The following is a 24,937-nucleotide window of genomic DNA, read 5'->3' as shown; positions in this document are numbered from 1 at the left end:
TACGGTGCCATCCTTTCGCTTCGTGGTGGTGACGTATGAAGACAATCACCTGGTCAATTCTTGGCTTTTGGCCGCAATTCAACCGAAAGTTATCTTTTTGCTTGCGCCATGTTCGAATGTGTTTACCCGGCGTTCGCAATTTATTGTGGTTTACCCACAGTCAGTGTCCACCGTCTTACTCACAAGAATTTCAGTGCTCTGAGCGGGTATTCCACAAGTTTATCCACAGGTGTGGATAACGTAATTCCACCGTCGTTTTTTCGCTTTATCCACAAGCTATTCACACCCTTGTGGATAAAGATTTCAGCGAAATCCATTATCATTGACCTGCGGTTATCCCAAAAATTCGAACAACCTTCAAGCGAATCTTGAAAGTTATCCACACCTTTGGAATTTCACATCCTGTGTGATTCTTTCACAGCTATTGATACCTGCTTGACGTTTATGCTGTCCAAACGAAAAATCGGTGCCCCTACTCGCCGCTAAGGTGAACTTTTGCTGAATCCCCATGGGATGGTTGTGCGTATCGTGCTGACCGGGCAAAGTACAAATTCGCAGGATGTAATTACAAAAATGTAGTTTCAGGGGTAGGTGTGGGGGTTCGGCGTGTCGATTTGGCTGGACGGAAAAATCTCACGTAGTCTGTTGGGGTCTATCACTGGAAACGAGGCGTTTGTCTCCTCCTCACGATCCTCGGATCGATGGCGAGGAAACGCCGTTTTGTTTTCTTTCAGTGTTTTGAGTGTCCGAGGTCAGGATTTTTCTTCGGTTGCTGCCGTGTACTCGGCGAGACCCTGGCGCACTCACCATGGAAATTTTGTTCCGGGCGCACCACAGCGCACATGCGATGCCGAAGCGCATGTGTGAGGTGAGGTGCTTGGTGAAACTTAAAAGGAGATATCACCGTGGCAAAGGGAAAGCGCACTTTCCAGCCCAATAACCGTCGTCGCGCTCGTAAGCACGGCTTCCGCACCCGCATGCGTACCCGTGCTGGTCGCGCTATCGTGGCTGCACGTCGCCAGAAGGGTCGCGCAAAGCTCACCGCATAAGCGCGCAAGCTTCGACGCAACTGAGCTACCAATAACGGTGCTTCCTCCACACCTGAAACTGCCGGGCTCCGAGAACTTTCGGAGCGTTATACGGCGCGGTCACAGGGCTGGAAGAAGCACCGTTGTTCTGCATGTACTGCATGAGCCGACAGCAACGCGCGGATACTCACCGCGTTTCGGACTCATTGTGTCTAAAGCCGTGGGCAATGCCGTAGTGCGTCACGCTACGTCCCGAAAGCTGCGCCACGCCATTATGCAATTGCTGCCGCTGTTTCCGGCGGACGCCGACGTGGTCGTTCGGGCGCTGCCGAAATCCGGTGAGGCCACGCTCGATGAGCTGGTCGACGACATCCGCTCGGGGTTGGAGAAGATCCAGCGCCGTTCGAAAAAGAGCGAGTGATGGGTGACGTGGGGCGTCGAAAAGCATGAAGCAACTTCTGATTGCTGCGGTTCGTTTCTACCAAAAGCACCTCTCTGGCCTTAAAATGGGATCCACGTGCCGTTTTGATCCTGTGTGTAGCTCATATGCTCTGCAAGCCTTGCAGGAGCATGGAGCTTGGCGGGGAGTACTGCTGAGTAGCGCCCGGATATGCAAATGTGGGCCGTGGCACCCCGGTGGCTACGACCCTGTGCCCACCAAGGCCTTCGGGCACGAAATTTAACTGAGGAGAATTGTTCGACAGTGCTGAACTTTATTTATTGGCCGATCTCAGCGATCCTGTGGTTCTGGCACAAGGTGGTATCCCTGGTGCTCAGCCCGGATTCTGGCTGGGCTTGGGTGATCGCCATTGTGCTGCTCACCTTCACCATCCGTGCCTTCTTGGTCAAGCCGATGCTCAACCAGATGCGCTCAATGCGCAAGATGCAAGAGCTGCAGCCGCTCATGGCGGAGATCAAGAAGAAGTACCCCAAAGACCAGCAAAAGCAGATGGAGGAAACTCGCAAGCTGCAAAAGGAGATGGGCGTCAATCCCATCGCTGGCTGCCTTCCGGCTCTCGTACAGATGCCCGTGTTCATCGGCCTGTTCCACGTGCTGCGCTCCTTCAACCGCACGGGTACCGGTAAGACGCAACTGGGGCTTTCGGTAGAGCAAAACCGCAATACTGCTAACTACATCTTCTCCCCCGACGATGTGCAGTCCTTCCTGGACGCCCGAATTTTCGGTGTGCCGATTTCCTCCTACATCTCGATGCCGAAGGAGATGTACGAGGCGTTCAAGCCCGTGGACTTCACCAAGACGGATATCATGATGGTGGCGGTGCCGCTGATCATCTTGATCGTGTTGGCAACCCACTTCAACGCTCGACTCTCCGTGAATCGCCAGGAGCGCCGCAAGGCTGCAGGTCTGCAGAAGGCACCGGCGAACGACCAAATGGCGATGCAGGCAAACATGATGAACCGCATGATGCTGTGGTTCCTGCCTGCCACGATCATCTTCACCGGAGCCCTGTGGCACATCGGCTTGCTCTTCTACATGGTGAGCAACAACATCTGGACCTTCTTCCAGCAGCGTTGGATCTTCGCCAAGATCGACGCCGAGGAGGCCGCCGAGATTGAGGCAAAGAAGGAAGCCAAGCGTGCTTCTGCCCCACTGCCTGGACAGCGCCCCAATAATCCCAAGCGCAAGGGTGGTAAGAAGTAGAAACTTCGAGCCGAGCCGTCACCGTAAAGGTGGCGGCTTTTTGCTGTTCAGGGTGCATTCCGGGGTGCCATGATAGCGTTAATAGCCGTACCGCAGCCGTGGGAAATGAAGGAAGTTTCACGTGAAACATTTGGAATCTGAGCAAGAGCTTTTCGACGCCACGCCACCAACCCAGGCCGAATCCATCTTCGGCGAGCGTCTACCTTTGGCCATCGAATACCACCGTTTGCTGGCCACTGACGGCTCTGTGCGCGGATTCATCGGCCCTCGTGAAGTCCCTCGCCTCTGGCAGCGTCATATCCTGAACTGCGCAGTGCTTGCCGAGGTGATGCCCGAGGACGCTTCCGTTGCTGATATCGGGTCTGGTGCAGGTCTACCGGGCATTCCCTTAGCGATCGCCCGTCCGGACCTCCACATCACCCTGATCGAGCCGTTGTTGAAGCGCTCTACGTTCCTTGGCGAGGTCACGGAGGCGCTGGGCTTGGTCAATGTGGAGGTTGTGCGCGGACGTGCCGAGGAAGGCCCTGTGCTGCGCTCGATCAAAGGCGTGGATGTGGTGACCTCCCGCGCAGTGGCTCCCCTGGGCAAGCTCGCTGGATGGTCACTGCCGCTGCTGAAAAAGGGTGGGGAAATGATCGCGATGAAGGGCGCCTCCGTCGAGGAAGAATTGGAACGCGACGCCAAGCTCATTGCCAAGGCCGGTGGGGGCAAGGCGCAGATCACCGTGATTGGTGAGCAGCTTGAAGAGCCCACCACCATCATCCGCATCCCTAAGATTCGTTAAGCACTAAAGTAGAACAAGCCCGCCTCGCAACGAGTGAAGGAATCAATGAACAACTCGCACAGGGAACATGAGCAGACTGCAGCCATGGGGCGTCGTGCTGCCCACAGGCGCGGGACGCGCGGAGCCGCACTGACCAAGCCCGAACGAACCCGCCGAATCACCGTTGCTAATCAAAAGGGCGGCGTGGGCAAAACCACGTCCTCGGTCAATTTGGCCGCTGGCTTGGCGCAAAACGGCCTCAAAGTCCTCGTTGTTGACCTCGACCCCCAAGGTAACGCCTCCACTGCACTTGGGGCTGAGCATCGCGCTGGCACCCTGTCCAGCTATGAACTACTCATCGGCGAATGCACCGCAGAGCAGGCCATGCAACAGTCAAGTGCTAGTGAAAATCTGTGGTGTATACCAGCCACCATCGACTTGGCGGGTGCGGAAATTGAGCTGGTGAGCATGGTGCGCCGCGAATATCGCCTCCACGATGCGCTGAGCTCTACTTTCATCGAGGAGGCAGGTTTCGACTTCATCTTCATCGACTGCCCGCCATCGCTGGGTCTGCTCACCATCAATGCGATGACAGCGGTGAACGAGGTGCTCATCCCCATCCAGTGCGAGTACTACGCCCTGGAGGGCGTGGGGCAGTTGCTCAACAACATCGTGATGATCCGCCAGCACTTGAATGCGAATCTGCACATCTCGGCGATTCTGCTCACCATGTATGACGCCCGCACCAAACTCGCTGAGCAAGTGAGCGAGGAAGTTCGAGGACACTTCGGTGACGTGGTGTTGCGCACCAAGATTCCGCGCTCGGTGAAGGTTTCCGAAGCACCAGGTTATGGCCAAACCGTACTCGCCTACGATCCGGGCTCGCGTGGGGCAATGGCCTACGTGGATGCCGCTAGGGAATTGTCCAAAAGAGGCGATTTTCTGCCCGGGCAACATTCCGGGGCCGTGGGCATCTCGGATAAAGCACGAGCCATTGAAGACAAACTCAGCCGCGAAGAAGAAGCTCAGGGGGCAGCCGAATGAACCAGGAACCACGCAAAGGCGGACTCGGGCGCGGACTTGCCGCGCTGATCACCTCCAGCCCACAAGCTGGCGAGCGCCTGGGTAATAACGCGGCAGATATCGTCATCGGCCGCAGCGAACGCGATGAAAGCGGTGCCCGCATCAACCCAATCCTGGCGCAGGCCGCAGGCAGGCAAGAGCGCGAACAGGAAACAGAGTTCGGTGCCACCTACCGCGAGATTCCTATCGGGCTGATTATCCCGAACGAGAAGAACCCGCGAAATGTCTTCGATCAAGACGACCTCGCCGAGCTTGTGCATTCCATCAAGGAATTCGGCCTGCTGCAGCCGATCGTGGTACGCCCGGTTGAAGGCGATCGCTTTGAAATCATCATGGGTGAGCGCCGCTGGCGCGCAGCATCTAAGGCAAAACTCAAGGCGATTCCCGCCATTGTGCGCTCCACTAGCGACGAGGACATGCTTCGCGATGCGTTGCTGGAAAACATCCACCGCGTGCAGCTCAATCCACTGGAAGAAGCCGCCGCGTACCAACAGCTGCTCGAAGAATTCGGCGTAACCCAAGCAGAGCTCGCCGATAAGCTCGGACGCTCGCGCCCCATGATCACCAACATGATCCGCCTGCTTGCCCTGCCCGTGGTGGTGCAGCGCAAAGTGGCGGCCGGAGTGCTATCTGCAGGCCACGCCCGCGCGCTGTTGGGTTTGAAGCAGGGCGCACAGGCCCAAGAAGATCTTGCTGATCGAGTAGTGGCTGAAGGACTATCTGTGCGCGCCACGGAGGAAGCCGTCACCCTGATCAATCGTGGTGAGGCCCCCAAGCCCAAGGAACGCGCGCCGAAGGAAACCCCGGCCTTTCTCAGCCAGGCAGCGGATCGGCTTGCCGACGACCTGGACACCAAAGTGAGTGTTTCCATGGGTAAGCGCAAAGGCAAGATCGTCGTGGAATTTGGTGACCGCGAAGATTTTGAACGCATCATGGAGCTGCTTCACAAGGGATAAACCATGCTGGAGCCTCTGAACACCACCACTGTTGCCCACCTGCATCCTGCGGCAGCAACGTGCGTATTTTGGGAGCTCGAAGCGGACGTGGCCTCTAAGGTCACCAGCAGCGGAGACCCGCGCTTTGAAAAAGAGGCGTGGCTCAGCGCTGTGCTCATGCAGCAGCAGTGCTGCGGATTCCACATATTGCGCGAAGGTCACCAGCAAGCCATTGCCAGCATCATGTTCTGCGAGCCGCGCTTTGCGCCCGGAGCAGCGCAAATGCCTACCGCCCCCATCAGTGCCGATGCTTGGCTGCTCACTTCTTTGCACATCGACGAAGGCTTCGCGGGCGTCGGGCTGGAGGCGGTGCTGATTGACGCCGTGCTCGCTCACTTGTGGCAACGACGCGCTACCGCCGTTGAGGCTTTTGGGCTCGGCGCGCACGAAGGGTGGGATGACGTCACCGAGCAGGCAGGCGCGATAGGAATTGTCCCCGAATCGGTACTCCAAGCGGCAGGCTTTTATCACGTCGCCTCGCACCCAGTACTACCCAGGATGCGCATAGAATTGCCGCCCGAGCACATGTTGAGTGCGCAGGCGGCAGAAGAGCTCGTGGCAAGTGCTCTGGCCTAGACCATGCCCTCTTGCTCAAGGAGCTCATCAAAGCGGAAAGTGCCCGTGGGCTGATCGTCTTGCTCCTGCAGATACAGGCGCTTGACGGCCACCACGATGGCCTCGGCGATGGCGTCACGGGAGGCAGGGTCTGTCAGAATCTTGACGTCCTCGGGATTGGTCAAATACCCGACCACAACTTCGACGGTGGGCATTTGCGTAACACGCAAAAGATCCCAGGTGCGCCCATGGTTGCCGCAGTTAATCAAATTAGTGCGGGCAACGATTTCGCGCTGGATGAAGCCACTGAGTAGCTCTCCGATCAAGGAGCTGGAGCCCACCTCGGATCCAAAGTAGAAGCTGGCGCAGCCGGAGGCTTTCTCATTTTGGTACTTATCCGCCTGCAAGCACAGCATGAGATCTGCACCGAAGGCATTGGCGATTTCGGCGCGAGACTTCTGCGAGGGATCGTCCTGGCGAGGCCGGGAGATGATCGTCTCCATACCGGCGGCGATCATGCGACCTTCGACGCGGGTGGCCAGATCCCACATGAGTTCCTCTTCGGAAATTTCGCCGAAGCGACCCTTGACCACCTGCCCCCTATTGTTTCCTCCCAAGGAGGGATCAATCACCACGCGCTTGCCGGCGAGCCGTGGGCCTGCGTCGCGAACGCGCTCACGCTCACGCAATTGCTGCGGCGAACCGCCGGTAATGCGGCGACCAAGTAGGCCGAAGGCGCGGATCGTCTCCGGGCCGCAGATGCCATCGGCTTGCAGGCCGTAGTTCATTTGATAGTTCATCAGCGCCGCGTGCGTTTCCTCACCGAAGCGACCATCCAGACGATCGGTATAAAAACCGAGCTCCTGGAGTTGCTGCTGGAGTTGGAGCACGTCATCGCCAACAAACAGGTTGTTCGGTTGGAAACTTAAGACACGAGCGCCAAGCGCGTAGCTTGCCTCGCGCAGCACGCGAAGCGTGGGGTCATTAATCACGCCCGAGGCGATGATCCCCCGCGTCTGCTGGAATGCCTTTAAGGCGTCGGCGAGGGGTTCGTCGAAAAGCTTTTCTGCCTCGGTGAACGTGCGGCCTTTAGCATTGGAAACTTGCTTGTCGGTTCCCTGCAAAAAGCCTAGTCGTGCGAGTGCGTCCCTGACCTCGGCAACCCGGGCGCTGCGGTCGCCGACGCGAAGTATGTCAGACACACTGCTCCTTTCCATTCACTGTATTCACACTGTTCACACTACCTTCGGGAATTCATAAGCCGAAGGCAGTGGGTTCTAGCAGTCGAGAATACCAGCTAGGCGTGCTTACGCAGTGCCTCGACAAGCGCGGCCTTGGGTTTAACTCCAACAAACTCCGCCACCTTTTCTCCACCCGAGAAAATCAGCACGGTTGGGATGGACATGATCTGGAACATGGCACCAAGGTTGCGCTGCGCATCCACGTCCACCTTGCCCACAACGGCCTCGCCGTCGAGTTCTTCGGCAACCTCATCAATGATCGGGCCGAGTTTCTTGCAGGGGCCACACCATTCGGCCCAGAAATCCACCAGCACCGGCTTGTCAGCGTCGATGACGACTTCGCGGAAATTGTCTTGAGTAATGGTGATCGGCTTCGCCATGAAGTTGCTCCTCTAAGTGTTGTGTTGGGGTGAGTCTAGCGCGCAGCGAGGTAGTGTTCCGCATCGATTGCGCCGCGACAACCGGCACCGGCTGCGGTGATGGCCTGCTGATAGGTGGCATCTACCAGGTCGCCAACAGCAAAGACACCTGGGATATTGGTGCGGGTGGAGGGATGTTCTACCAGCACATAACCGTTTTCATCGCAGTTGACCTGCTCTCGGAACATTTCCGAGCGAGGATCATGGCCGATGGCGACGAACATGGCAGTGACATCCAAGGTGGAGGCTTCGCCGGTGACCGTGTCCTTCAGTTCCAGGCCTTCCACGGTGTTTTCGCCCAACACGCCAGCAACCTGCTTGTTGGTGGCAAAGCGGATCTTGTTGTTTTCTTTCGCGCGTTCCAGCATGATCGCCGAGGCGCGGAACTCCTCGCGGCGGTGCACGATGGTGACGGACTTGGCAAACTTGGTCAGGAAAGTGGCCTCCTCCATTGCCGAATCTCCGCCGCCGATCACGGCAATGTCGTGATCGCGGAAGAAGAAGCCATCGCAGGTGGCGCAGGCAGAAACGCCGCGACCGAGCAGGCGCTGCTCGCCCTCAACACCCAAGTAGCGGGGCGCGGAACCCGTTGCCAGGATGACGGCGCGTGCCTGGAACAGCTCATCGTCTACCCAAATCTTTTTAATCTCGCCTTCGAGTTCCACGCGGGTCACCAGCTCCATGCGCAGATCAGCGCCGAAGCGTTCCGCCTGGGAGCGCATCTCCTCCATGAGCTCTGGGCCCATGATGCCGTCTTTGAATCCGGGGAAGTTCTCCACCTCGGTGGTGGTCATCAGCGAGCCACCATATTCGATGCCCTCGAACACAATTGGTTTCAGTTCCGCGCGTGCCGCATAAAGGGCGGCGGTATAGCCTGCGGGGCCGGAGCCAATAATTGCTACATCGTGGATAGGGGCATCGGACATGTTGGGAGCCTTTCAGCTTGAAGTCAGTACTATCGCTGGGCAGTAAGTCTAGCGACAAACGCTATAGGTGCTACTCAATAGCTATGCTTTGGTCTCAATAGCCACAACACCCTAATGCAGCTTTTATTTCCTCTTAGGTAAGGATCACCTCATGCTATGGCTCATCTTTGCAGTTGCACTCTTTTCATTTCTTTTCACCATGACCAGGCAGCTTGAGCGCATCATCCTCCGACTCGACATTCTGATTGATCTCCAAGGTGGTCGAGTCCCTGAAAATGAAAAGACTTAGGCGCACATGTCCGCACCCAGGCTTTCCTTCAGCGAAGCTCGTGCTCGTGCGCGGCGCGATTTAATGGTGCCAACCTGCACTCCTTCGATTGCGGCGGCCACGGCTATCTCAACCCCGGCAAAATCCACCAGGTATATAGCTCTGCGTTGATCCTCGGGCAGGCTTTCGACTGCCTCTCGCACGGAGGCGGTGGTGGTGAATTGGTGGCAGGGATCCTGCATGATCCAGCCGGTGGGGTGAGTGTGAACCATCTGCGTGTCCAGCGGGATGGTGGGCATTTCTTTGTTGCGGTGAATGTAATCGTAGGCGGTGTTCGCCACCAGGCGGTGAAGCCAAGTGTGGAGACTGGCGTCGCCGCGATAGGTGTCCATTTTGATGCTGGCTTTGAGCAATGCCTCTTGGAGTACTTCCTCGGCGTCGAAGTGGTTGTGGACATAGCGTTTGACCAGGAACCATAGCCGCTTGTGGTGTCGTTTGAGGATTTCTTCGAAGGCGTCCCCACTGCCTTTTCTGAAATCCTGCACGAGCGCGTGGTCGCTTGGTGCTGTTTGGCTGACGGTGTGCACGTACAACTTCCCCTGAGTTCTAGTGCGGTGTGTGTCTTGATCCTCGGCACTTCACCCCTGGTTGTGGGCTTTTTGCTTCGGTGCAGACGATTATGAAGTTCACGCATGCACCGTCCTACCAGAGCCCATGCCAAATGCATTGTGAGTGGCTAAAAGCGGCGTTTTTCCTGCAACAACACCCATCACCGAACCGCGCTACCCCCTGAATAGCAATGCTGTAATTTCCCACGAACGGGGGCAAAAAGAAAGTGCCCCGAAGGGCACAAGCTTTTCGACGCACACGCCGGCGCTCACCTACGGTTTGGTGACCATCTGCACGTCTTTGACTTCTACTGGCGCGCCCGGCGGAACGCTTTCGAACCAGATGAGCACCGCCTTGGTGCTGGGGCTTTCGAGCAGCTTGACGCTGCCGCTGCCATTGGCCACTTCCCCACTGCCGATTTCCCGGGCATCTTGCAGCGTGACATCAGTAGCCGGATCAATGTTGAGCACCCGCACTTGCGCCGATCCATCAATGTTCACGATCGCCTTAGTGGGCTCGATCTCCTCTGAGAATTGCAGCAGTACGCCGCGCGAATCGCCTTCAGCGATCCAGGTGGTGGTGGCGTCATTATCGACGAGTACCGGTAGATCATCCTGCTGGCCTAAGAATTGGGTCCAGCTCGTTGCCGACTCAGCCTTCGCCAGAATCGGGATGGCCTGCTCTAAGTGATCCTTGCTAATGGAGTTCGGGTCGATCGGCGCCTTCTCGTCCTTATTGCCAAAGGTGGCGGTGAGGTACGCGGTGCCAAGCGCAATCATGGTCACGAATGCGACCACGGCGAGTGCAACAATCGTGCGGCCGGTTGGGGTAAGCCCCTTGGCACCGAAGCCGGGTTCATTGCTCGGGCGCGGGCTGCGATCGGCCTCCACCTGGAGCTGATCGGGGCTTTCCTCCGCGGCATCCGGCAGTGCCCGCAGGGCACCGGGGAGTTCTGCTGCAGGGACCTGCAGCAAGGCGCGAACTACAGAAGGAGCCTGCTCGGTGTCCACCAGGGTTCCAAGTGCTGCGCGCAAACTGGACTGATCCCGTTCAAAACTGGCGTCAGGCAGCACCGCCGGGAATGCCAGAACCGCCACGCCGTCAGTGCTGATGCGGATGCGCGAGCGATTATCAAGCCCCAGTGGCGTGTGGGCTCGAGTGTGCGCCGCCTCGGTGGCGTCACCGAGCAGCTCCAAGGCATAGGCGGCGGCGAACGGATCCGCGCCATCTTCGGCCACCGCAGCCAAGGTGGTGCCGTCTACCCAATCAGCCACCACAAGGCAGCCATTGCGGTAGGCCAAGACCTCAATGTTTTCGGCAATCGCCGGGTGGCGCAGTTTCGCCAATGCATTGGTGCGCCGCGAAACCTCAGCAGCAGCTCCAGCGGCAGCCGCGGGCGTCAGCGGTGCCTGCGGGGCGGTACCGGAAGTATCAACGAACACCAGCGCCACCTCGCGTTCGGTCGCTACCTCGCGCGCCTGCCAGAAGCGCGCCTGGCTCACAGCACCGTGCTCGGCCAAGAGCCGGAAACGCCCATCGGAAACGCGCGCGCCGGGCACCAACCTGGGGCCACGAACCACACCGGCAGACATCGGCGGCGGTACTGGCGTGGCGTTGAAAGTGTCGTCCAAAGCCAGCAATTCTGGCGTCATGGACGGGGGCGCGGGGGCGTCGACAAGCTCCTTCGAGGGCACCTTGATCACCTTGTTGAGACCAGGAATGCGCTGCAGCGAACCGCCGAGTGCCACCACCTCTGGCAGACCAGAACGAGACAGCACCAGGCCAGTAAGAGCAAGGAAGAAGACGCCGACGACGGCAAGCTCAATCACCACGCCAAAGCTGCCCAGGGGATCCAGGAAATGTGCGTGGGTGATCAGATAGTCAAGGCCGAGGGACGCGGCCGCCGCCACCAGGGAGGCCGCCAAAGCCCAGGCACTAGTGCGCACCACCGCCGGAGTGCCTAAAGAACCAAGCTTTCGACGCAGCAAGGTGGAACCGATGATCGCGCCAGCAACAAAGCCAAAACCATTCGCGGCACCGAGCAGGATGACCACCTTGGAGGGATCGCTGGCCAAGACGGGGGCGAGATAGGAAAGCACGATCTTTGTGGTGGTGATACCAGCGATGATCAACGTGGGAGTCCACGCCTCCTCACGCGCGTAGAACACGCGAAGGTGCAACAACACCAAGGCATAAGGCAACAGCGTGAACGCGGAGAAGCTCAACGTCCAACCAAGAATGGAGGCGAGTTCGGCGTCGAATTCACGATAAGCAAACAGGCCACGGCCAATCTGCTCGCCGAAGGCGGTGAAGAACACCACGATGGGAATGAGCGCCAAGAACGTGAGCTTCGAGCCCAACACCAAGTCCTTCACCACAGCCTTATCGTCGCCATCGGCCGCATTGCGCGAAAGACGCGGCATGATCGCCGTGAGCAAGGTGACGCCGATGATGCCATACGGCACCTGCAACAACAGCCAGTGCTGCTGGTAGATATTCGGTGCGGCTTTATCCGCAGCCGCAGCAATGCGCGTGGTGATCACGAAGCCGAACTGAGAAATTGCGACGTAGGCGATAATCGCTACGGCCATGCCACCGAACTGCTTCAGGCGATCATCAATGCCCCACAAAGGCTTGAGCGAGACCCCGGAACGAAGGATAGGGCGCACCATGATCAATGCCTGCACCACCACGCCCAAGGTGGTGCCCAAGCCAAGCAGTAGCACATGAGGATCCGTCACCGGGCTTTGCGCAGCCGGGTCGAGTTTGCCCGGCAAGAACATGTAGAGCATCAGCACGGCAATGGTGATGACGTTGTTTGCCACCGGAGCCCAGGCGCCGGGCTTAAAAATGCCCTTGGTGTTCAGCACCGCCATGAGCAGCGCAAAGATGCCGTAGAAGAAAATCTGCGGGAGCAAAAGATAGGCAAAGCTGGTGGTCTGAACCACGTTCACCTTGCTGTTTTCGTCCAGCATGAGGTTGGTGATCCACGGGGCGCCGATCACCGCCAGGAGGGTCACCAGGATGAGCACCGAGGACGCGAGCGTGAATAGGCGTCGAATGAAGGCCTCGCCGCGATCCGGATCCTCTTTTTCCGCGCGCACGAGCACCGGAACCACCAGTGAGGTGAGCACCGCGCCGAGCACGATCTCGGTAATGAGGTTGGGCAGGGTGTTGGCGATGTTGAACGCCGAGGCGATCGCGCCACCCAAGGTGGTGGCAATGAGGACATTGCGCAGAAAGCCCGTGATGCGTGAAATGAGCGTGGCGATCGCCATGGAGCCACCGGCGCGCACCACGTCTGCATCGGATGTGCGCTTGGAGGGCTCAGCAGTTTCCTGCGCCACTGCATGTTCGGCGGCTCGGGCGTCCTGGTCGCCCTCCGCGGAAGGGGCGGGTACGTTGCGTACCCGGGCGGCCCGGTAGGCGGGGCTGGAGAGCCGGGAGCGATCCACTTGCGCTGTGCTTGGCGCTGAGGTTTCGGGGATTTCTGGCACCGGTGCCGGTGCTGAGGGATCGACGATGCGATGGCGTAACCCTTGGGCATCTGAACGATTCACGAGTTCATCCTTGAGCTATGAGGGGCTTGGTGCATGAGTGTGCAGCAATGGGGCGAATCGATGAAGCATTAGGGTGCCTCTTCGTCTCTCCTTGGCCTGCGCTGCACGCGACGAGTCTGCACTCGCTGCTGTCGCTGGCCCTGCTGCATCGCGCCTTGGGCGTAGGTATGCGGCGGCCTCGGCGGCCGGGTTGTGCGCTTCGGGTGGCTGCTACGGCGCGCCTTGCGCTTTCTGAGTACCCCGATGCCGATGAGGACAAGCAGCAGCGCCATGACGGTCACAGTGGAGGTCTTGGCACCGAGCAGTCCTGAGCGCGTCTGTACGCCGATGGTGACGGGCTTAGAAATCGCGGCGCCCGATGGGGTGGCGAGCCAGAGGTCAATGTCTGTGCGTCCCGCGTCGGTGGGCAAATTGGCTGTCATTTGGGCGGTGATGGAGCCCTTGGCGGGGATGAGAAGGCGATCATCGACGTCGATGCTCGCCCCAGGTGGTGCTGCGTAACGAATCCGGGCATCCACCGGCAGAGGCAGACCGTTGCGCGCGGCGATCAACAGCGGCGAGGAATCCGACCAGCGCGTGTACACGTTGCCGGGCGGCAAGAGCGTCACGGATGAGCGCAGCTCTGTGAGCGTGTCGCGGTTTTGGTCGAGGAGCTTTGTTTCGCGATCCACGGTGGCATCGAAGGTTGCGATGGATTGTCTGCCGTTGACGCTGAGTGCGCGGAGCACTTCGCGCCGCAGCGGCGCGGTAAAGCTATAGGGGCCAATGGCCACTGCAGGATCCGGAACCATGAGATGGGTGAAGTCATCGATGTAGTCCGCCTGCTGGCGTGCACGATTGATCTCCGTGTCGGAGAATACGGTGGGGTCGTCGAAGGGCGCGCCGAATGGGATTCCCTCCTGCGCGCTCGGCATGGAGTTCAGCGCATTGATCGTGTCCCCGGATGTGCGCAGATATGCCTCCACCGTTTGCGGCTTTGCTTCGCCCCGTTCCAGCAGCTCCCCCATCGTGTTGAGCAAGGTCTTGGGATCGGAAGGCTGCGTGGGCAGCATGAGCATGAGCGGGCCGTCGCTGTGATGCGTTTCCAGTTCAATGGCCGCGCTGGCGGTTGCTATACGCGCGGGCAGAGAATCGCTTCGCGCATCGAAGCGGGTGTCGTAATTGCCGTATCCGTAGGTTGGTGGGGCGTCGGTGGCGTCGCCAAGCATGGCGGTGAGGGAACCGGGATATGTTTTGGCGAAGATGCCCTGCGCGAGGCGCGCAGTGGTGCCCTCCTTGGCCACGCCCCAGACGGTATTGTCCGCCACCAGGGCGCGCACGGGCTGCGCTGGAATGGGCGCCGGAGTTGCTGCCTTGAGCGCGCGATCCTCTTCGAGTGAGGATCTCGAACCATCGGAGGATGGCGATGTTTCACGTGAAACATTGGGGTCTTGCCCCTCCTGGAACCACGCCTGCCCCAGCGGATCGAATTGATCGGAGCGTGGAATCGAGGCCTCATCGGCCCATCCCAGGCTCTGTGTAGTTGGCGGAGCGATATATCCCGAGCCGGGAACTACAACGTTATTGAGCGGCTTCGTTCCCAGTATTCTTTCGAGGGTCAATTGCCCGCGCTGCAACGCCTCGCGCATCAGCCACTCATTATTAGTTGCTTGCACGGCATTGAGTTCAGCATTGGCCCAGGGCAGCGCCAGAGTGCATGTCTCCTGCGCTACTGCCCGCAGATGCCCAAGCCAATCGCTGGCTGCCTGCTGGCCCTGGCCAGGCTCCATCTTTACTGCATTGCGGTTATCACCCCAGGAATCTCGCAAGCGCTGCTTTTGGCTCACCACGCTCGGGCGCTTGCTTGCCACCATATATCCCCGTGACATGCGTTGGACGGTGCGTAATAATTCGGGATCAATTCCCAGGCACGTCGCTTGGGCGGCCTCGGGATAGGCAGCGGAAAACGCATCGAAGCTCTTCAGCAGCTCCTGCATCTGCCCGTCATCGGCGAGGGCGTCCGCAAGATTCTCGGACTGCAACAGCAACTGGCTCGGCTCCGGAGCCTCGCCTGTTTCGCCACCAACGGCGTCTATAGGCATGCTCAGCGGCACGATGGCGGAAAGCTCGGGCGGATCATCTTCCGAATCTTCGGATGCGAGCTGACCCTGCGCGTGAAAGGCACTTAAAAAGCGTTGCGTGCTCAGCCACGCCTTGCTGGCATCTTGTAGCCCCACCAGGATTGGATACTCACCGGCGGTGTCGATAGCCAAGCCGCCGGGTTGGCCCTTGGCAGTTGGAACCTCCAGATCAATCTCCACGCTTTGCTTTGGCGCAATGGATTGCTCAACCGTTTGAGGCTGCGCACTATAGGGAAACACGGAGGCATCCCCCGCCAGCACCGTGCGCGTTTGCGCCAGGTTGTCCTCGGCGTCCGCGTGGCGCACCACGATATTCAGAGCGTTCTTCTCAATCGCCTCGTCGCCGTTATTGCTCACTTTCACCCGCAGCTTGAGCGCCTCACCCACCTTGATGGAGGTTGGCACCTGCAACAGCTCAATGCGCACGGGGCCTTCGGCGTCTACTTCGCGCACATTCGGGTTGATCCAGCGCTGCTTTGTAGATTCCGAATTCGGCGAAACCGGCAGCCCCTCCCCCATGGCGGCAAGAGGCGTGTTGAGTGAGCCGATGAGCACCCCAAGGGCGACACCGGCGCTGGTGATGCGCAGGTTCAACGTGGCGTGCCCCTCCCCTCGGCGCGTTCGGCGCGTGCAAGATCAGGCAGCAGGTTATAGGCGACGCGCGCCAGTTTGCGCTCATCAGCGTAGGCGAAATGTTCGGTGAGCTTATTTGCCGGGATCCAGGCAACCTCGGTGACCTCGGGATCTTCATCGTTCAGGTCGCCGTCGACAAAGCGCAGCAGATGATGATGCACAGTTTTGTGAATGCGCACGCCTTCGGAAACGAACCAATAATCGATCACTCCGAGCTCCGCGAACACCTCCCCATGCACGCCGGTTTCCTCCCAAACCTCGCGCTCGGCGGTGGCGGCTTTGTCCTCGCCCGGCTCCACGTGACCCTTGGGCATGGACCACAAAATGCGGCCGCGTCGATCAAGCCTGCCAATCAGTGCCACATAAATCTTGGAAAGGGCCACGTTGCCCTGCGCATCCACGGCCTCCGCCAAACCGGACACCAACAGACCGCCCGCCGAGGTTTCATCGCGGGTTGGCATTGAGCTTGCCGACGCCCCACGCCGACGATTATGCGCGTTCCTCGAAGATTGCGGGCGCTGCGAACGGGGGTTGCGAGCATTGCGCTTCTGATTCCCCCGGCGGTTGCCCCGCGATCGGGCACGACGAGGCGCGCCGCCAGCATCCTCTTCTGCCTGGCCGCGTTGCTGCTGGGCCTGGGAACCGCGCTGCTTCGAACGACCGCCCCGGCGACGACGTCGACGGGAGTTGCCCGATGGCTGCGAGGAACCGCCAGAGCCGCTCTCGTTTTCTTCCATCTCGCTGATCGTAACCGCTTGAAGGCAGAAACGGTATCAGCCGGGGCGCAGGAAGAATGTAGAATTGTGCTAATGACGAACCCACCCGAGCAGGAAAGCGACTCCACAACCTCACTTGCCGCAATGCTCATCGCAGCAAAACAGGAGCTGTCTCAGTTTGATTCCCTGCTGAGCGCGCTCCAACACGCCTTCGCCGCACGGCAGCACAAGGTGTACTTAGTGGGTGGATCAGTTCGCGATGCGCTCCTTGGCCGTCTGAGCCATGATCTGGATTTCACCACCGATGCGCGCCCGAACGTGGTGCTGGAAATCCTCGAAAGCCTCACCCCGGTGGTGTGGGACACTGGACTTGCCTTCGGGACGGTGTCTGCGGAGATTGAGGGAATGCAGGTGGAAATCACCACCTTCCGCTCCGATAGTTACGATGGCCAATCCCGCAACCCCGAGGTGCAATACGGCGATACCCTCGAGGGCGATCTGGTGCGCCGCGATTTCCGCGTCAATGCCATGGCGCTCGAGCTTGGCCAGACGGAGCCGATCTTCCACGACCCGCTTGGTGGCCTGCAGGATTTAGCGGCACGCATCCTCGATACCCCAGCCACGCCTGAGCAAAGTTTCCATGACGATCCCCTGCGCATGTTGCGTGCCGCCCGCTTTGTCTCGCAGCTCGAATTTGAGCTCGCCCCGCGGGTGAGTGAGGCGATGAAGGCGATGGCCGGGCAGATTGAGCGGATCTCCGTTGAGCGCGTGCAAATGGAGCTGGACAAGCTCATGCTCGGCAGAGCCCCCTGGGAGGGCATCCGCGCCATGGTAGATTCTGGCCTGGCGGAGTACATTTATCCCGAAATCCCCGCCCTGCAGCTCACCCAAGACGAGCACCGCCAGCACAAGGACGTGTACGAACACTCGCTGAAGGTGTTGCGCCAGGCAGTGGACCTGGAAGACGAGCCGGACCTGGTGCTGCGATGGGCCGCGCTTACCCACGATATTGGCAAGCCCGATACGCGCGAATTTCATGAAGACGGGCGCGTGAGCTTTCACCAACATGAAGTGGTGGGCGCGCGCCTCGTTCGGCGTCGTATGAGGGCGTTGAAGTACTCCAAGCAAATGACCAAAGACGTGGGCCAGTTAGTCTTCCTCCACATGCGCTTCCACGGCTTCAGTGAAAATGCTTGGACCGATTCTGCTGTTCGACGCTACGTCAGCGATGCCGGGCACCTGCTGCCACAGCTTAATAAGCTGGTGCGTGCGGATGTGACCACGAGGAATCGTCGAAAAGCTCAGCGATTACAGCGACTTTTTGATCTCTTTAGCCAGCGAATCGCGGACATTGCCGCCAAGGAAGATCTGGCGAAAGTGCGTCCTGACCTGGACGGAAACGAAATCATGGAGCTGCTTGGGTTGCCGCCGGGGCCTGAGGTTGGCCGCGCGTGGAAGTACCTCAAGGAGCTGAGGCTCGAACGCGGGCCGATGGAACGCGAAGAAGCCATTGAAGCGCTGCAGCTTTGGTGGGCTGCACAGAAAGGTTAGTGGGATGGATCTGTTTGGCGACCGCCTCTATCAGGCACTGGAACAATCCGAACCGGAACCCGGGATGCTGCTGGTATCCGACCCCATCGATGGTATGGGAGGCGTGTTTCCACGCAGTATCCTCTTGCTCCTTGAGCACTCAGACACGCACTCGATGGCGGTGGTACTCAATCAGCGCTCCGACGTTGCAGTGTTCAACGTCCTGCCCGCCTGGGCCGAGATTGCAGCGAAGCCACCGGCCGTCTTCATTGGCGGTATGCACGAACAACGGGCCGTATCCGCGTTGGGAGTGCTGGCTAAGGGCGTGCCCATGGACGATCACCCGGACATGCTGCGCGTGGCCAATCGCATCGTGCGCATCGCCATGAGTGAGGATCCCGGCAGTGTTGCGCACATGCTCGAAGGCGTCCGGATCTTCCAGGGCCTGCACTTCTGGGGTCCCGGTGAGCTTGAAGAGGAGATCGCGGCCGGCGAATGGTACGTCACCCCCGCGCTGCCCTCCGACGTGCTCACCCCCGGCAATGAGGATCTGTGGGTCAATGTGCTGCGCAGGCAACCAATGCCGCTGCCGCTCTTTGCCACCTATCCAGAAGATATTGGTGACAATTAGCGCAGCGTGGTGTGAGCCTCGATCCAGAGGGCCTCGAAGCGTTTGGCGTCGATGTGCTCCGCTTCGATGTCCTCGAATTGCTCATAGGTGTCTGGGTGAGGCACCTCCTGCAGGGGCATAGTGGCGGCGCCCTTCACCGTTCCCGCTTGCGCTACTCCTCTGATGGTTCCCGAAGGATCCATCTCGATCATCCTGTGCATCTTGCACACCTGGGTGTTGAGGGGTTCCAGTTCGGCAATGTGGACGCTGGAACCTACGCCTGGAACTGTCAGGGTTGTTTTGATGTAAAGCATTGCATTTCTCCTTCATTGCTCGCCTCTCGCGACCGTATGCGCTGCGCTAACCAGGAGCACATGAGCAATTGAACTTGATGGAAAATCATGAGCGGCAGAATCAATAAGGATAGCTGAGCTCCGCCAAAAATGACTGCGGCCATGGGCAGACCAGAGGCCAAGGACTTCTTGGTGCCGCAGAATTGGATGGCGATCTGATCCGCCCGGTTGAAGCCCAAGACTTGCGCCACGAATTTGGTCAACCACAGCATCGCCGCCACAATCACGATGGAAAGAACCACCAGGAAAGCGATTTGCAGCGCGCCGATTGAGCCCCACACACCGGCCACCATGCCGTGAGAAAACGCCGAATACACCACCATTGTGATGGAACCGCGATCGACGATCTTCGTTCCCTTATTAGCCGCAACCGAGCCAACCAGGGGACGCAGCAACTGCCCCAGCACGAAGGGCAAGAGCAATTGCGTGGCGATCTTCAAGAACACGCCGGTATCCACGTGGACGGAGCCCTCGTGCGTCATCAACGCCATTACCAGCAAGGGGGTGAAGAACACGCCTAAGAGATTGGAAAGTGAGGCGCTAACGATTGCGCCCGCCACATTGCCACCGGCGATGGAGGTGAATGCCACCGAAGACTGCACCGTGGAAGGCACCAGGCACAGGTACATCAGCCCCGTGGCGATGCCACTGCCGAGCCATGCGCCGAGCGGTTGCAGGCCGATGCCGAGCAGTGGGAAGAGCACAAAAGTGAAGGCGAGGATGGTGAGGTGAAGGCGCCAATGTTTGAGGCCTTCGAGCGCCTCGGTGGTGGAAAGCCGCGCTCCATACAGGAAGAACAGCAGCGCAATGGCTATGTCTGTGGCTCGAGAGAACCACCAGGCGGCCGTTCCGCTGATGGGAAACACCAGCGCAAGCAGCACGGCGGAAACGATGAGCACAATGAGTGGATCAAGTTTTGACAAAGCAGCGCGCATGCCAAAAGTGTAGTGCAGCTATTCGCTGACGTGGACCTTGCCCTCTTCCACCTTGGCTGGCACTTCCTGCAGCGGTTGTTGTGCCGGGCCGTTCACCACGTGGCCGTCGGAAATGTCGAAGACGGAGCCGTGCTTGGTGCATTTGACCTGGCTGCCCTCCACGATGGTGATGGGTGCGCCCTGGTGCGGGCATACGGTGGAGTAAGCCTTGTATTCGCCGTCCTTGGGCTGGGCGATGATGTACTTATCGACGATCACCGCGCTACCCACCGGAACGTCGCTCACGGCCAGGTCCTTGGGAGCATCTTTGCGGCCACAGGCGACGAGCAGGGCGCCGGCGAAGGTGGTGGCGCTACCGATAAGGAATGTGCGACGGTCGCATTGAAAAGAAGTCATACCCCGAGTATGGCAGCATGTCCCCTTCTGCAAAACTGATCCGGCCCTAAGTTGAAAGCGTCACCGTGACGTAATTGCGCTAGGTGCGAGTAGCTGCCTTCATATCGTTAATGAATTGCGATAACTCCTGGTGGAGCGTCTCCTGGTTTTCCAAGTTGCGCTCGATAATCGCGGTGATAGCAGAACCGGTGATGGCTCCCCGAGCCCCTGCCTGGATCGCATCGCGCACATGTGCCGGCGTGGAAATACCAAAGCCGAGCAAAATTGGTGGGCCCCCAAATCGCTCGATGTTCTCCACTACCTCGCGCAAGCCGGTGGTTTGCGATTCCTTCTCAGTACCCGTCACACCGTCGCGGGAAATTGCATAGATGTATCCGCGCGAATGTGCCGCCACGCCCTCGAGGGTTTGCTCGCTTGCTTGCGCAGGGGCAATGAAGATGGGATCGATTCCCGCTGCCTCAGCCGCCTGAATGAAGGGCTGGCCTTCGCGGACGGGGACGTCAGGAATGAGGATGGAATCAGCTCCGGCGTCCGCAAATTCCTGATAGAAGCGCTTGAGGCCACGGGTGAAGGGCACATTGCCGTAGATAAGTAAACCGATGGGGATATCGGAAAACTCGGCGCGAACCTGGCGAATGAGTTCCAGGGAAGAATCCACGGTGGCTCCGGTGTCGAGCGCGCGCAGGTGTGAGCGCTGAATGGTGGGCCCGTCGGCAACCGGATCAGAAAATGGTACGCCGAGCTCCAGGGCATCAGCGCCCGCTTGAATGGCGGTGCGGATAATGGCTAGAGACACCTGCGGCGTTGGATCCCCCAACATGATGAAGGGCACGAACGCACCTTCTTTTCCGAGGCGTTCGAAGAGTGCTTGATAGCGAGTCATGATGATCCTTAGAGCTTAAGCTCGGGTTGGGCGTCCAAGGTGGCGCGAACGTGGTCGATGTCTTTGTCTCCGCGCCCGGATAAGGACACGAGGATGGTGAGCTCCTTGCCTTCGCGGTCTGCGGTGGTGGCGCGCTTGAGCGCATAAGCCAGCGCATGGCTGGATTCAAGTGCAGGAATGATGCCCTCTTCACGTGAAAGCAATTGGAAAGCTTCCAGCGCCTCGGCATCGGTGATCGCTACGTATTGCGCGCGCCCGGTGGATGCGAGGTAGGCGTGCTGAGGGCCAACACCGGGGTAATCCAATCCGGCGGAGATGGAGTAGCTTTCTTCTACTTGCCCATCGCCATTGCGCATGAGGTAGCTGCGGGTTCCGTGCAGGATGCCGATCTGCCCTGCGTTAATCGTGGCACCGTGCTCACCGGAGTCCACTCCATGGCCACCGGGTTCCGCGCCGACGAGTTCCACGGATTCATCATCGACGAAGTCCGCAAACATGCCGATGGCATTGGAGCCGCCGCCCACGCAGGCCACGACCACGTCGGGCAGACCGCCGGTGCGCTCGATCATTTGCGCCCGAGCTTCGGTGGAGATCACGCGGTGGAATTCGCGCACGATGGTTGGGAATGGGTGCGGGCCCGCGGCGGTGCCCAGAAGATAGTGCGACTCGTGGAAGGTCGCAGTCCAATCGCGCAGCGCCTCATTCACTGCGTCTTTGAGGGTGCCGGATCCGGAGTCCACGGGAACCACTTTGGCGCCCATGAGTTCCATGCGGTACACATTTGGCTGCTGGCGGGCGACGTCCTTGGCACCCATGTAGATCACGCAGTCAAGATCCAGCAGCGCGCATGCCAGTGCGGTGGCGGTGCCGTGCTGCCCTGCTCCGGTTTCTGCGATGATCCGCTTCTTGCCCATGCGCTTGGCCAACAGCGCCTGGCCGATGACCTGATTGGTTTTGTGGGCGCCGCCGTGTACGAGGTCTTCACGTTTGAGGAAGATTCGAACCTTGCTCTTGCCTTCCTTGCGTGTGAGCGGCAGCTTGGAGCATTCGGTCAGCGGTGTGGGGCGCCCCAGATAATCGCGGAAGTAGCCGCGCAGTTCGTCCCGGAAGTCCTCGGACTCCATGGCTTCCACGAAGGCGCGTTCGAGTTGGTCGAGGGCGGGAATGAGCGATTCGGGAACGAATTGTCCGCCAAATTCTCCAAAGTAGGCTGGCAGGAGCGTCGGTTGTTCTTTAGACATGTGTTTTCCTCGCGTCGGTGCGAATGTTGTGGAATACCTGGCGCAGAGCACCGGCGTCTTTGTGATGATTGTATGGGCCAGCATCGTGGTATTCGACTCCTGAGTTGAGGTCGAGCCCCACACAGCCCACTGCGAGGGCTTCGTGCAGGTTGTCCGGTCCGATGCCGCCCGCGAGCAGGGCACGCTCGCGCACCTCAGCGGGCACCAGGGACCAGTCAAAGCGCTGGCCGGTGCCGCCTTCGCCCGAATCGAGCACAAGCTTTTCGACGTCCAACGCCTTTGCCACATTCACGCCGTCTTGGTGGGTCATGGAGACGGCTCGCCAGACCTGTACCCCGTGGACTTCTGAACGCACGCGCGCGATGAGTTCGCGCTCGGCTTCGATTGAGCCTTGATAGGGCGCGTGGATCTGCACGGCGTGGATGCCGGGTTGGACGAGCTCCCCCCAGCCCTTGGTGCGGCGAGAGACTGCCACGTAGTGTAGACCCGGTTCCGAGGCGATGATCTTTTCCGATGTTTCACGTGAAACACTGCGCGGGCTCGCCTCCTCGAAGATGAGCCCGCCGTAGAGGGCACCGGCTGCGCGGGCAGCCTGGGCTGCAGAAGGAGTGCGCAGGCCGCAGACCTTGTTTTCGCCATAGACCAGCGAGCGCGCCGCCTGATCCACGTCCGGCTGTCCCGTCAGATGTGAGCCCACGAGATACGCATTGGAGTGCCCGGCGAGTTCGCGCACCACCCGGTGCTCGCGAATGCCCGACTCGGACACCACCACTGCCCCATCGGGAACCAGCGCTGCAAGGCGCGCCGAGCGTCCGAGATCGATGCTGAGATCGTGAAGATTGCGGTGGTTGATGCCAAAGATTTTCGCGCCAAGCGCCGTGGCTCGGGCCACCTCTTCCTCATCGATCACCTCGGTGAGGACGTCCATGCCCAAGCGATCGGCCTCGGCAGCCAGTGTTCGATATTCGGTATCGTCGAGCACGCTCAGCATGAGCAGGATCGCATCCGCGCCGAAGTAGCGCGCCGCGCGCACCTGCACCGGATCAATGATGAAGTCCTTGCACAGCACCGGCAGATGCGTGGAAGACGCCACCGTTGCCAGGTGGTCATAGTCGCCACCGAAACGCTCGGGCTCGCAGAGCACGCTGATGCCCGCCGCATATCGCGAGTACACCCGCGCAATCTCGCCGGGGTGATATTCGGCGCGAATCAAACCAAGCGAGGGCGAAGCAGCCTTGCACTCCATGATGAAATGCGGACCCTCAGGCGCAGCAAGCGAGTCAAACAGCGAACGTTCAGAACGCTGAAGTTCGCCCACGCCGGAGATGCGCTGACGAATCCCATCGAGGTGTCCGCGCCGGGCAGTCACGATGCCCTCAAGCACGGTGGGCAATGCCTTATCCGCCATAGTTCGCCTCCTCGTGCTCAGCCAGCCACGCTTCCACAGCGCCGGAATCAATCAGTTCCTTGGCGCGGCACACGCCCGCGCGCAAGGATTCCGCTGCGCCAGTCACGAAGAACATCGCCCCCGCATTCGCGGCAACTGCGTCGCGATGGGCACCTGCCCCGCGCCCGGCGAAGGTTTTGCGCATCAGGCGGGCATTCTCCTGGGCATCCCCGCCCGCAAGGTCGTCTAGGGAATGCTCGGACAGGCCGAGCTCTGCGGGGGTGACCTGGTATTCGCTCACGTGGTCGTCGACAAGCTCCCACACGCGGGTGGGGCCGTGCACCGCGATCTCGTCGGTGCCGGAGCCGTGAACAACGAGGGCATGTGTGCGGCCGAGCTCGCGGAAGGTCTCGGCGATGATGGGGCCGAGTTCGGCTTTGGCGATGCCCATGATCTGGAATTCGGGGCGCGCCGGGGAAAGGATGGGACCGAGCGTATTGAAGAGCGTGGGCACCTTAAGCGCCTTGCGCACCGGCATGACATGCGCGATGGCGGGGTGGTAAGCGGGTGCGAAGAGGAAGGTGAAGTTGGAGGCCTCGAATTGGCGAACAGCGCGCTCGGGATCGAGGTCGAGGGGGATATTGAGCGCTTCCAGCACATCCGCCGATCCCGACTTCGATGACACCGAGCGATTGCCACACTTGATAGTCTTGACGCCCCCGGCGGCCGCCACCAATGAGGCTGCGGTGGTGACGTTGATGGTGTTTGCGCCGTCGCCGCCGGTGCCTGCGGTGTCGAGGATGCCTTCGCCGGTAATCGGAAATGGCCGCGCTGCGTTGAGGAATGCCCGCGCCGCGCCGGTGATGTCCGCCGCCGTCTCCCCGCGTGTGCGGATCGTGGCCAAAAGGGCTGCGATGTGCACGTCGTCGTATTCGCCTACGGTGAGCGGGGTAAACACCTCCACCGCCTCTTCGACCGTGGGATTCGGGTTATCCAGATACTTGATTAATGCTTCTAACATGG

24 protein-coding genes and 1 pseudogene are annotated in these 24,937 nt (G+C 59.7%); 11 read left to right on the top strand and 14 right to left on the bottom strand.

Translation table 11 applies throughout. From position 1 onward, the window contains the following. Nucleotides 1-905 precede the first annotated feature (905 nt). The 8 genes from rpmH (at nt 906) to CGERO_RS10610 (ending at nt 6,108) form a co-directional block, all read left to right on the top strand. Entirely contained in the window at nt 906-1,049 is a 144-nt protein-coding gene (gene rpmH, locus CGERO_RS10645) for a 50S ribosomal protein L34 (protein ID WP_123935783.1), read from the top strand. 37 nt (nt 1,050-1,086) lie between these two features. After that, nucleotides 1,087-1,449, top strand: a complete 363-nt coding sequence (gene rnpA / locus CGERO_RS10640) for a ribonuclease P protein component (protein ID WP_123935781.1) — start codon at nt 1,087-1,089, stop codon at nt 1,447-1,449. Between the two features lie 25 nt (nt 1,450-1,474). Then, the gene (yidD, locus tag CGERO_RS10635; protein WP_123935779.1) at nt 1,475-1,711 is read left to right on the top strand and encodes a membrane protein insertion efficiency factor YidD; all 237 of its coding nucleotides are present in this window, start codon (nt 1,475-1,477) and stop codon (nt 1,709-1,711) included. 20 nt (nt 1,712-1,731) lie between these two features. Next, nucleotides 1,732-2,691 carry a membrane protein insertase YidC gene (yidC, locus tag CGERO_RS10630; protein ID WP_123935777.1) on the top strand — a complete coding sequence of 320 codons (960 nt, stop codon included), beginning with the start codon at nt 1,732-1,734 and terminating at the stop codon, nt 2,689-2,691. 121 nt (nt 2,692-2,812) lie between these two features. Next, nucleotides 2,813-3,475 carry a 16S rRNA (guanine(527)-N(7))-methyltransferase RsmG gene (gene rsmG / locus CGERO_RS10625; RefSeq protein ID WP_377017456.1) on the top strand — a complete coding sequence of 221 codons (663 nt, stop codon included), beginning with the start codon at nt 2,813-2,815 and terminating at the stop codon, nt 3,473-3,475. 45 nt (nt 3,476-3,520) lie between these two features. Next, the gene (locus CGERO_RS10620) at nt 3,521-4,498 is read left to right on the top strand and encodes a ParA family protein (protein WP_123935775.1); all 978 of its coding nucleotides are present in this window, start codon (nt 3,521-3,523) and stop codon (nt 4,496-4,498) included. Beyond that, nucleotides 4,495-5,493, top strand: coding sequence for a ParB/RepB/Spo0J family partition protein (locus tag CGERO_RS10615; protein ID WP_123935773.1), 999 nt, complete (start codon nt 4,495-4,497; stop codon nt 5,491-5,493). Before CGERO_RS10620 ends, CGERO_RS10615 begins: the two co-directional genes overlap by 4 nt. 3 nt (nt 5,494-5,496) lie before the next feature. Next, on the top strand, nt 5,497-6,108 hold the full coding sequence (locus CGERO_RS10610; RefSeq protein WP_123935771.1) for a hypothetical protein: 612 nt from the start codon (nt 5,497-5,499) through the stop codon (nt 6,106-6,108). Here CGERO_RS10610 and CGERO_RS10605 read toward each other — a convergent pair. The 3 genes from CGERO_RS10605 to trxB all read right to left on the bottom strand — a co-directional run bounded on the left by CGERO_RS10605 (nt 6,105) and on the right by trxB (nt 8,673). Beyond that, a complete protein-coding gene (locus CGERO_RS10605; RefSeq protein ID WP_123935769.1) occupies nt 6,105-7,289 on the bottom strand; it encodes an N-acetylmuramoyl-L-alanine amidase in 1,185 nt (394 codons plus the stop codon). The genes CGERO_RS10610 and CGERO_RS10605 overlap by 4 nt on opposite strands. Before the next feature lie 95 nt (nt 7,290-7,384). Then, complete coding sequence (trxA, locus tag CGERO_RS10600) at nt 7,385-7,708, bottom strand: thioredoxin (RefSeq protein ID WP_123935767.1); 324 nt, start codon at nt 7,706-7,708, stop codon at nt 7,385-7,387. 35 nt (nt 7,709-7,743) lie between these two features. Next, on the bottom strand, nt 7,744-8,673 hold the full coding sequence (gene trxB, locus CGERO_RS10595) for a thioredoxin-disulfide reductase (RefSeq protein WP_123935765.1): 930 nt from the start codon (nt 8,671-8,673) through the stop codon (nt 7,744-7,746). 151 nt (nt 8,674-8,824) lie between these two features. On the opposite strand from trxB, the gene CGERO_RS10710 reads away from it, so the two are divergent. Continuing rightward, nucleotides 8,825-8,962 (top strand): hypothetical protein, encoded by a 138-nt coding sequence (locus CGERO_RS10710; protein WP_164470310.1) that lies wholly within the window; start codon nt 8,825-8,827, stop codon nt 8,960-8,962. On the opposite strand, the gene CGERO_RS10590 is transcribed toward CGERO_RS10710, so the two are convergent. The 4 genes and pseudogenes from CGERO_RS10590 to CGERO_RS10890 form a co-directional block, all read right to left on the bottom strand. After that, nucleotides 8,959-9,528 carry a sigma-70 family RNA polymerase sigma factor gene (locus tag CGERO_RS10590; protein WP_245998833.1) on the bottom strand — a complete coding sequence of 190 codons (570 nt, stop codon included), beginning with the start codon at nt 9,526-9,528 and terminating at the stop codon, nt 8,959-8,961. The two genes, CGERO_RS10710 and CGERO_RS10590, sit on opposite strands and share 4 nt — an antisense overlap. A gap of 294 nt (nt 9,529-9,822) precedes the next feature. After that, nucleotides 9,823-13,110 (bottom strand): lipid II flippase MurJ, encoded by a 3,288-nt coding sequence (locus CGERO_RS10585; protein ID WP_123935761.1) that lies wholly within the window; start codon nt 13,108-13,110, stop codon nt 9,823-9,825. A 68-nt stretch (nt 13,111-13,178) separates the two neighbouring features. Beyond that, nucleotides 13,179-15,824 (bottom strand): DUF6049 family protein, encoded by a 2,646-nt coding sequence (locus CGERO_RS10580; RefSeq protein WP_123935759.1) that lies wholly within the window; start codon nt 15,822-15,824, stop codon nt 13,179-13,181. Then, a pseudogene (locus tag CGERO_RS10890) lies at nt 15,821-16,324 on the bottom strand (NUDIX hydrolase); the annotation flags it as partial. The pseudogene CGERO_RS10890 and the gene CGERO_RS10580, both read right to left, overlap by 4 nt. A 399-nt stretch (nt 16,325-16,723) precedes the next feature. Between CGERO_RS10890 and CGERO_RS10570 the strand changes: the two are divergent. Both CGERO_RS10570 and CGERO_RS10565 read left to right on the top strand, forming a co-directional pair. Beyond that, nucleotides 16,724-18,130, top strand: a complete 1,407-nt coding sequence (locus CGERO_RS10570; protein ID WP_377017622.1) for a CCA tRNA nucleotidyltransferase — start codon at nt 16,724-16,726, stop codon at nt 18,128-18,130. A 4-nt stretch (nt 18,131-18,134) separates the two neighbouring features. After that, nucleotides 18,135-18,740 (top strand): YqgE/AlgH family protein, encoded by a 606-nt coding sequence (locus CGERO_RS10565; protein WP_123935753.1) that lies wholly within the window; start codon nt 18,135-18,137, stop codon nt 18,738-18,740. Here the strand turns inward: CGERO_RS10565 and CGERO_RS10560 are convergent. From CGERO_RS10560 to trpD, 7 genes are all read right to left on the bottom strand, one after another. Continuing rightward, complete coding sequence (locus tag CGERO_RS10560; RefSeq protein ID WP_123935751.1) at nt 18,737-19,033, bottom strand: hypothetical protein; 297 nt, start codon at nt 19,031-19,033, stop codon at nt 18,737-18,739. The two genes, CGERO_RS10565 and CGERO_RS10560, sit on opposite strands and share 4 nt — an antisense overlap. Continuing rightward, complete coding sequence (locus tag CGERO_RS10555; protein WP_123935749.1) at nt 19,009-20,007, bottom strand: bile acid:sodium symporter family protein; 999 nt, start codon at nt 20,005-20,007, stop codon at nt 19,009-19,011. The genes CGERO_RS10560 and CGERO_RS10555 overlap by 25 nt, the downstream gene beginning before the upstream one ends. An 18-nt stretch (nt 20,008-20,025) precedes the next feature. Then, on the bottom strand, nt 20,026-20,403 hold the full coding sequence (locus tag CGERO_RS10550) for a Rieske (2Fe-2S) protein (protein WP_123935747.1): 378 nt from the start codon (nt 20,401-20,403) through the stop codon (nt 20,026-20,028). Between the two features lie 79 nt (nt 20,404-20,482). Further along, complete coding sequence (gene trpA / locus CGERO_RS10545; protein ID WP_123935745.1) at nt 20,483-21,286, bottom strand: tryptophan synthase subunit alpha; 804 nt, start codon at nt 21,284-21,286, stop codon at nt 20,483-20,485. A gap of 8 nt (nt 21,287-21,294) precedes the next feature. Then, entirely contained in the window at nt 21,295-22,527 is a 1,233-nt protein-coding gene (gene trpB, locus CGERO_RS10540) for a tryptophan synthase subunit beta (RefSeq protein WP_123935743.1), read from the bottom strand. Beyond that, a complete protein-coding gene (gene trpCF / locus CGERO_RS10535) occupies nt 22,520-23,935 on the bottom strand; it encodes a bifunctional indole-3-glycerol-phosphate synthase TrpC/phosphoribosylanthranilate isomerase TrpF (RefSeq protein WP_123935741.1) in 1,416 nt (471 codons plus the stop codon). Before trpCF ends, trpB begins: the two co-directional genes overlap by 8 nt. After that, nucleotides 23,925-24,935, bottom strand: a complete 1,011-nt coding sequence (gene trpD / locus CGERO_RS10530; RefSeq protein ID WP_123935739.1) for an anthranilate phosphoribosyltransferase — start codon at nt 24,933-24,935, stop codon at nt 23,925-23,927. The genes trpCF and trpD overlap by 11 nt, the downstream gene beginning before the upstream one ends. Nucleotides 24,936-24,937 lie beyond the last annotated feature (2 nt).

Source organism: Corynebacterium gerontici (genome assembly GCF_003813985.1).
Lineage (GTDB): Bacteria > Actinomycetota > Actinomycetes > Mycobacteriales > Mycobacteriaceae > Corynebacterium > Corynebacterium gerontici.
The sequence above is the reverse complement of the archived record's forward strand: the minus strand, read 5'-3'. Positions and strand labels throughout refer to the sequence as shown.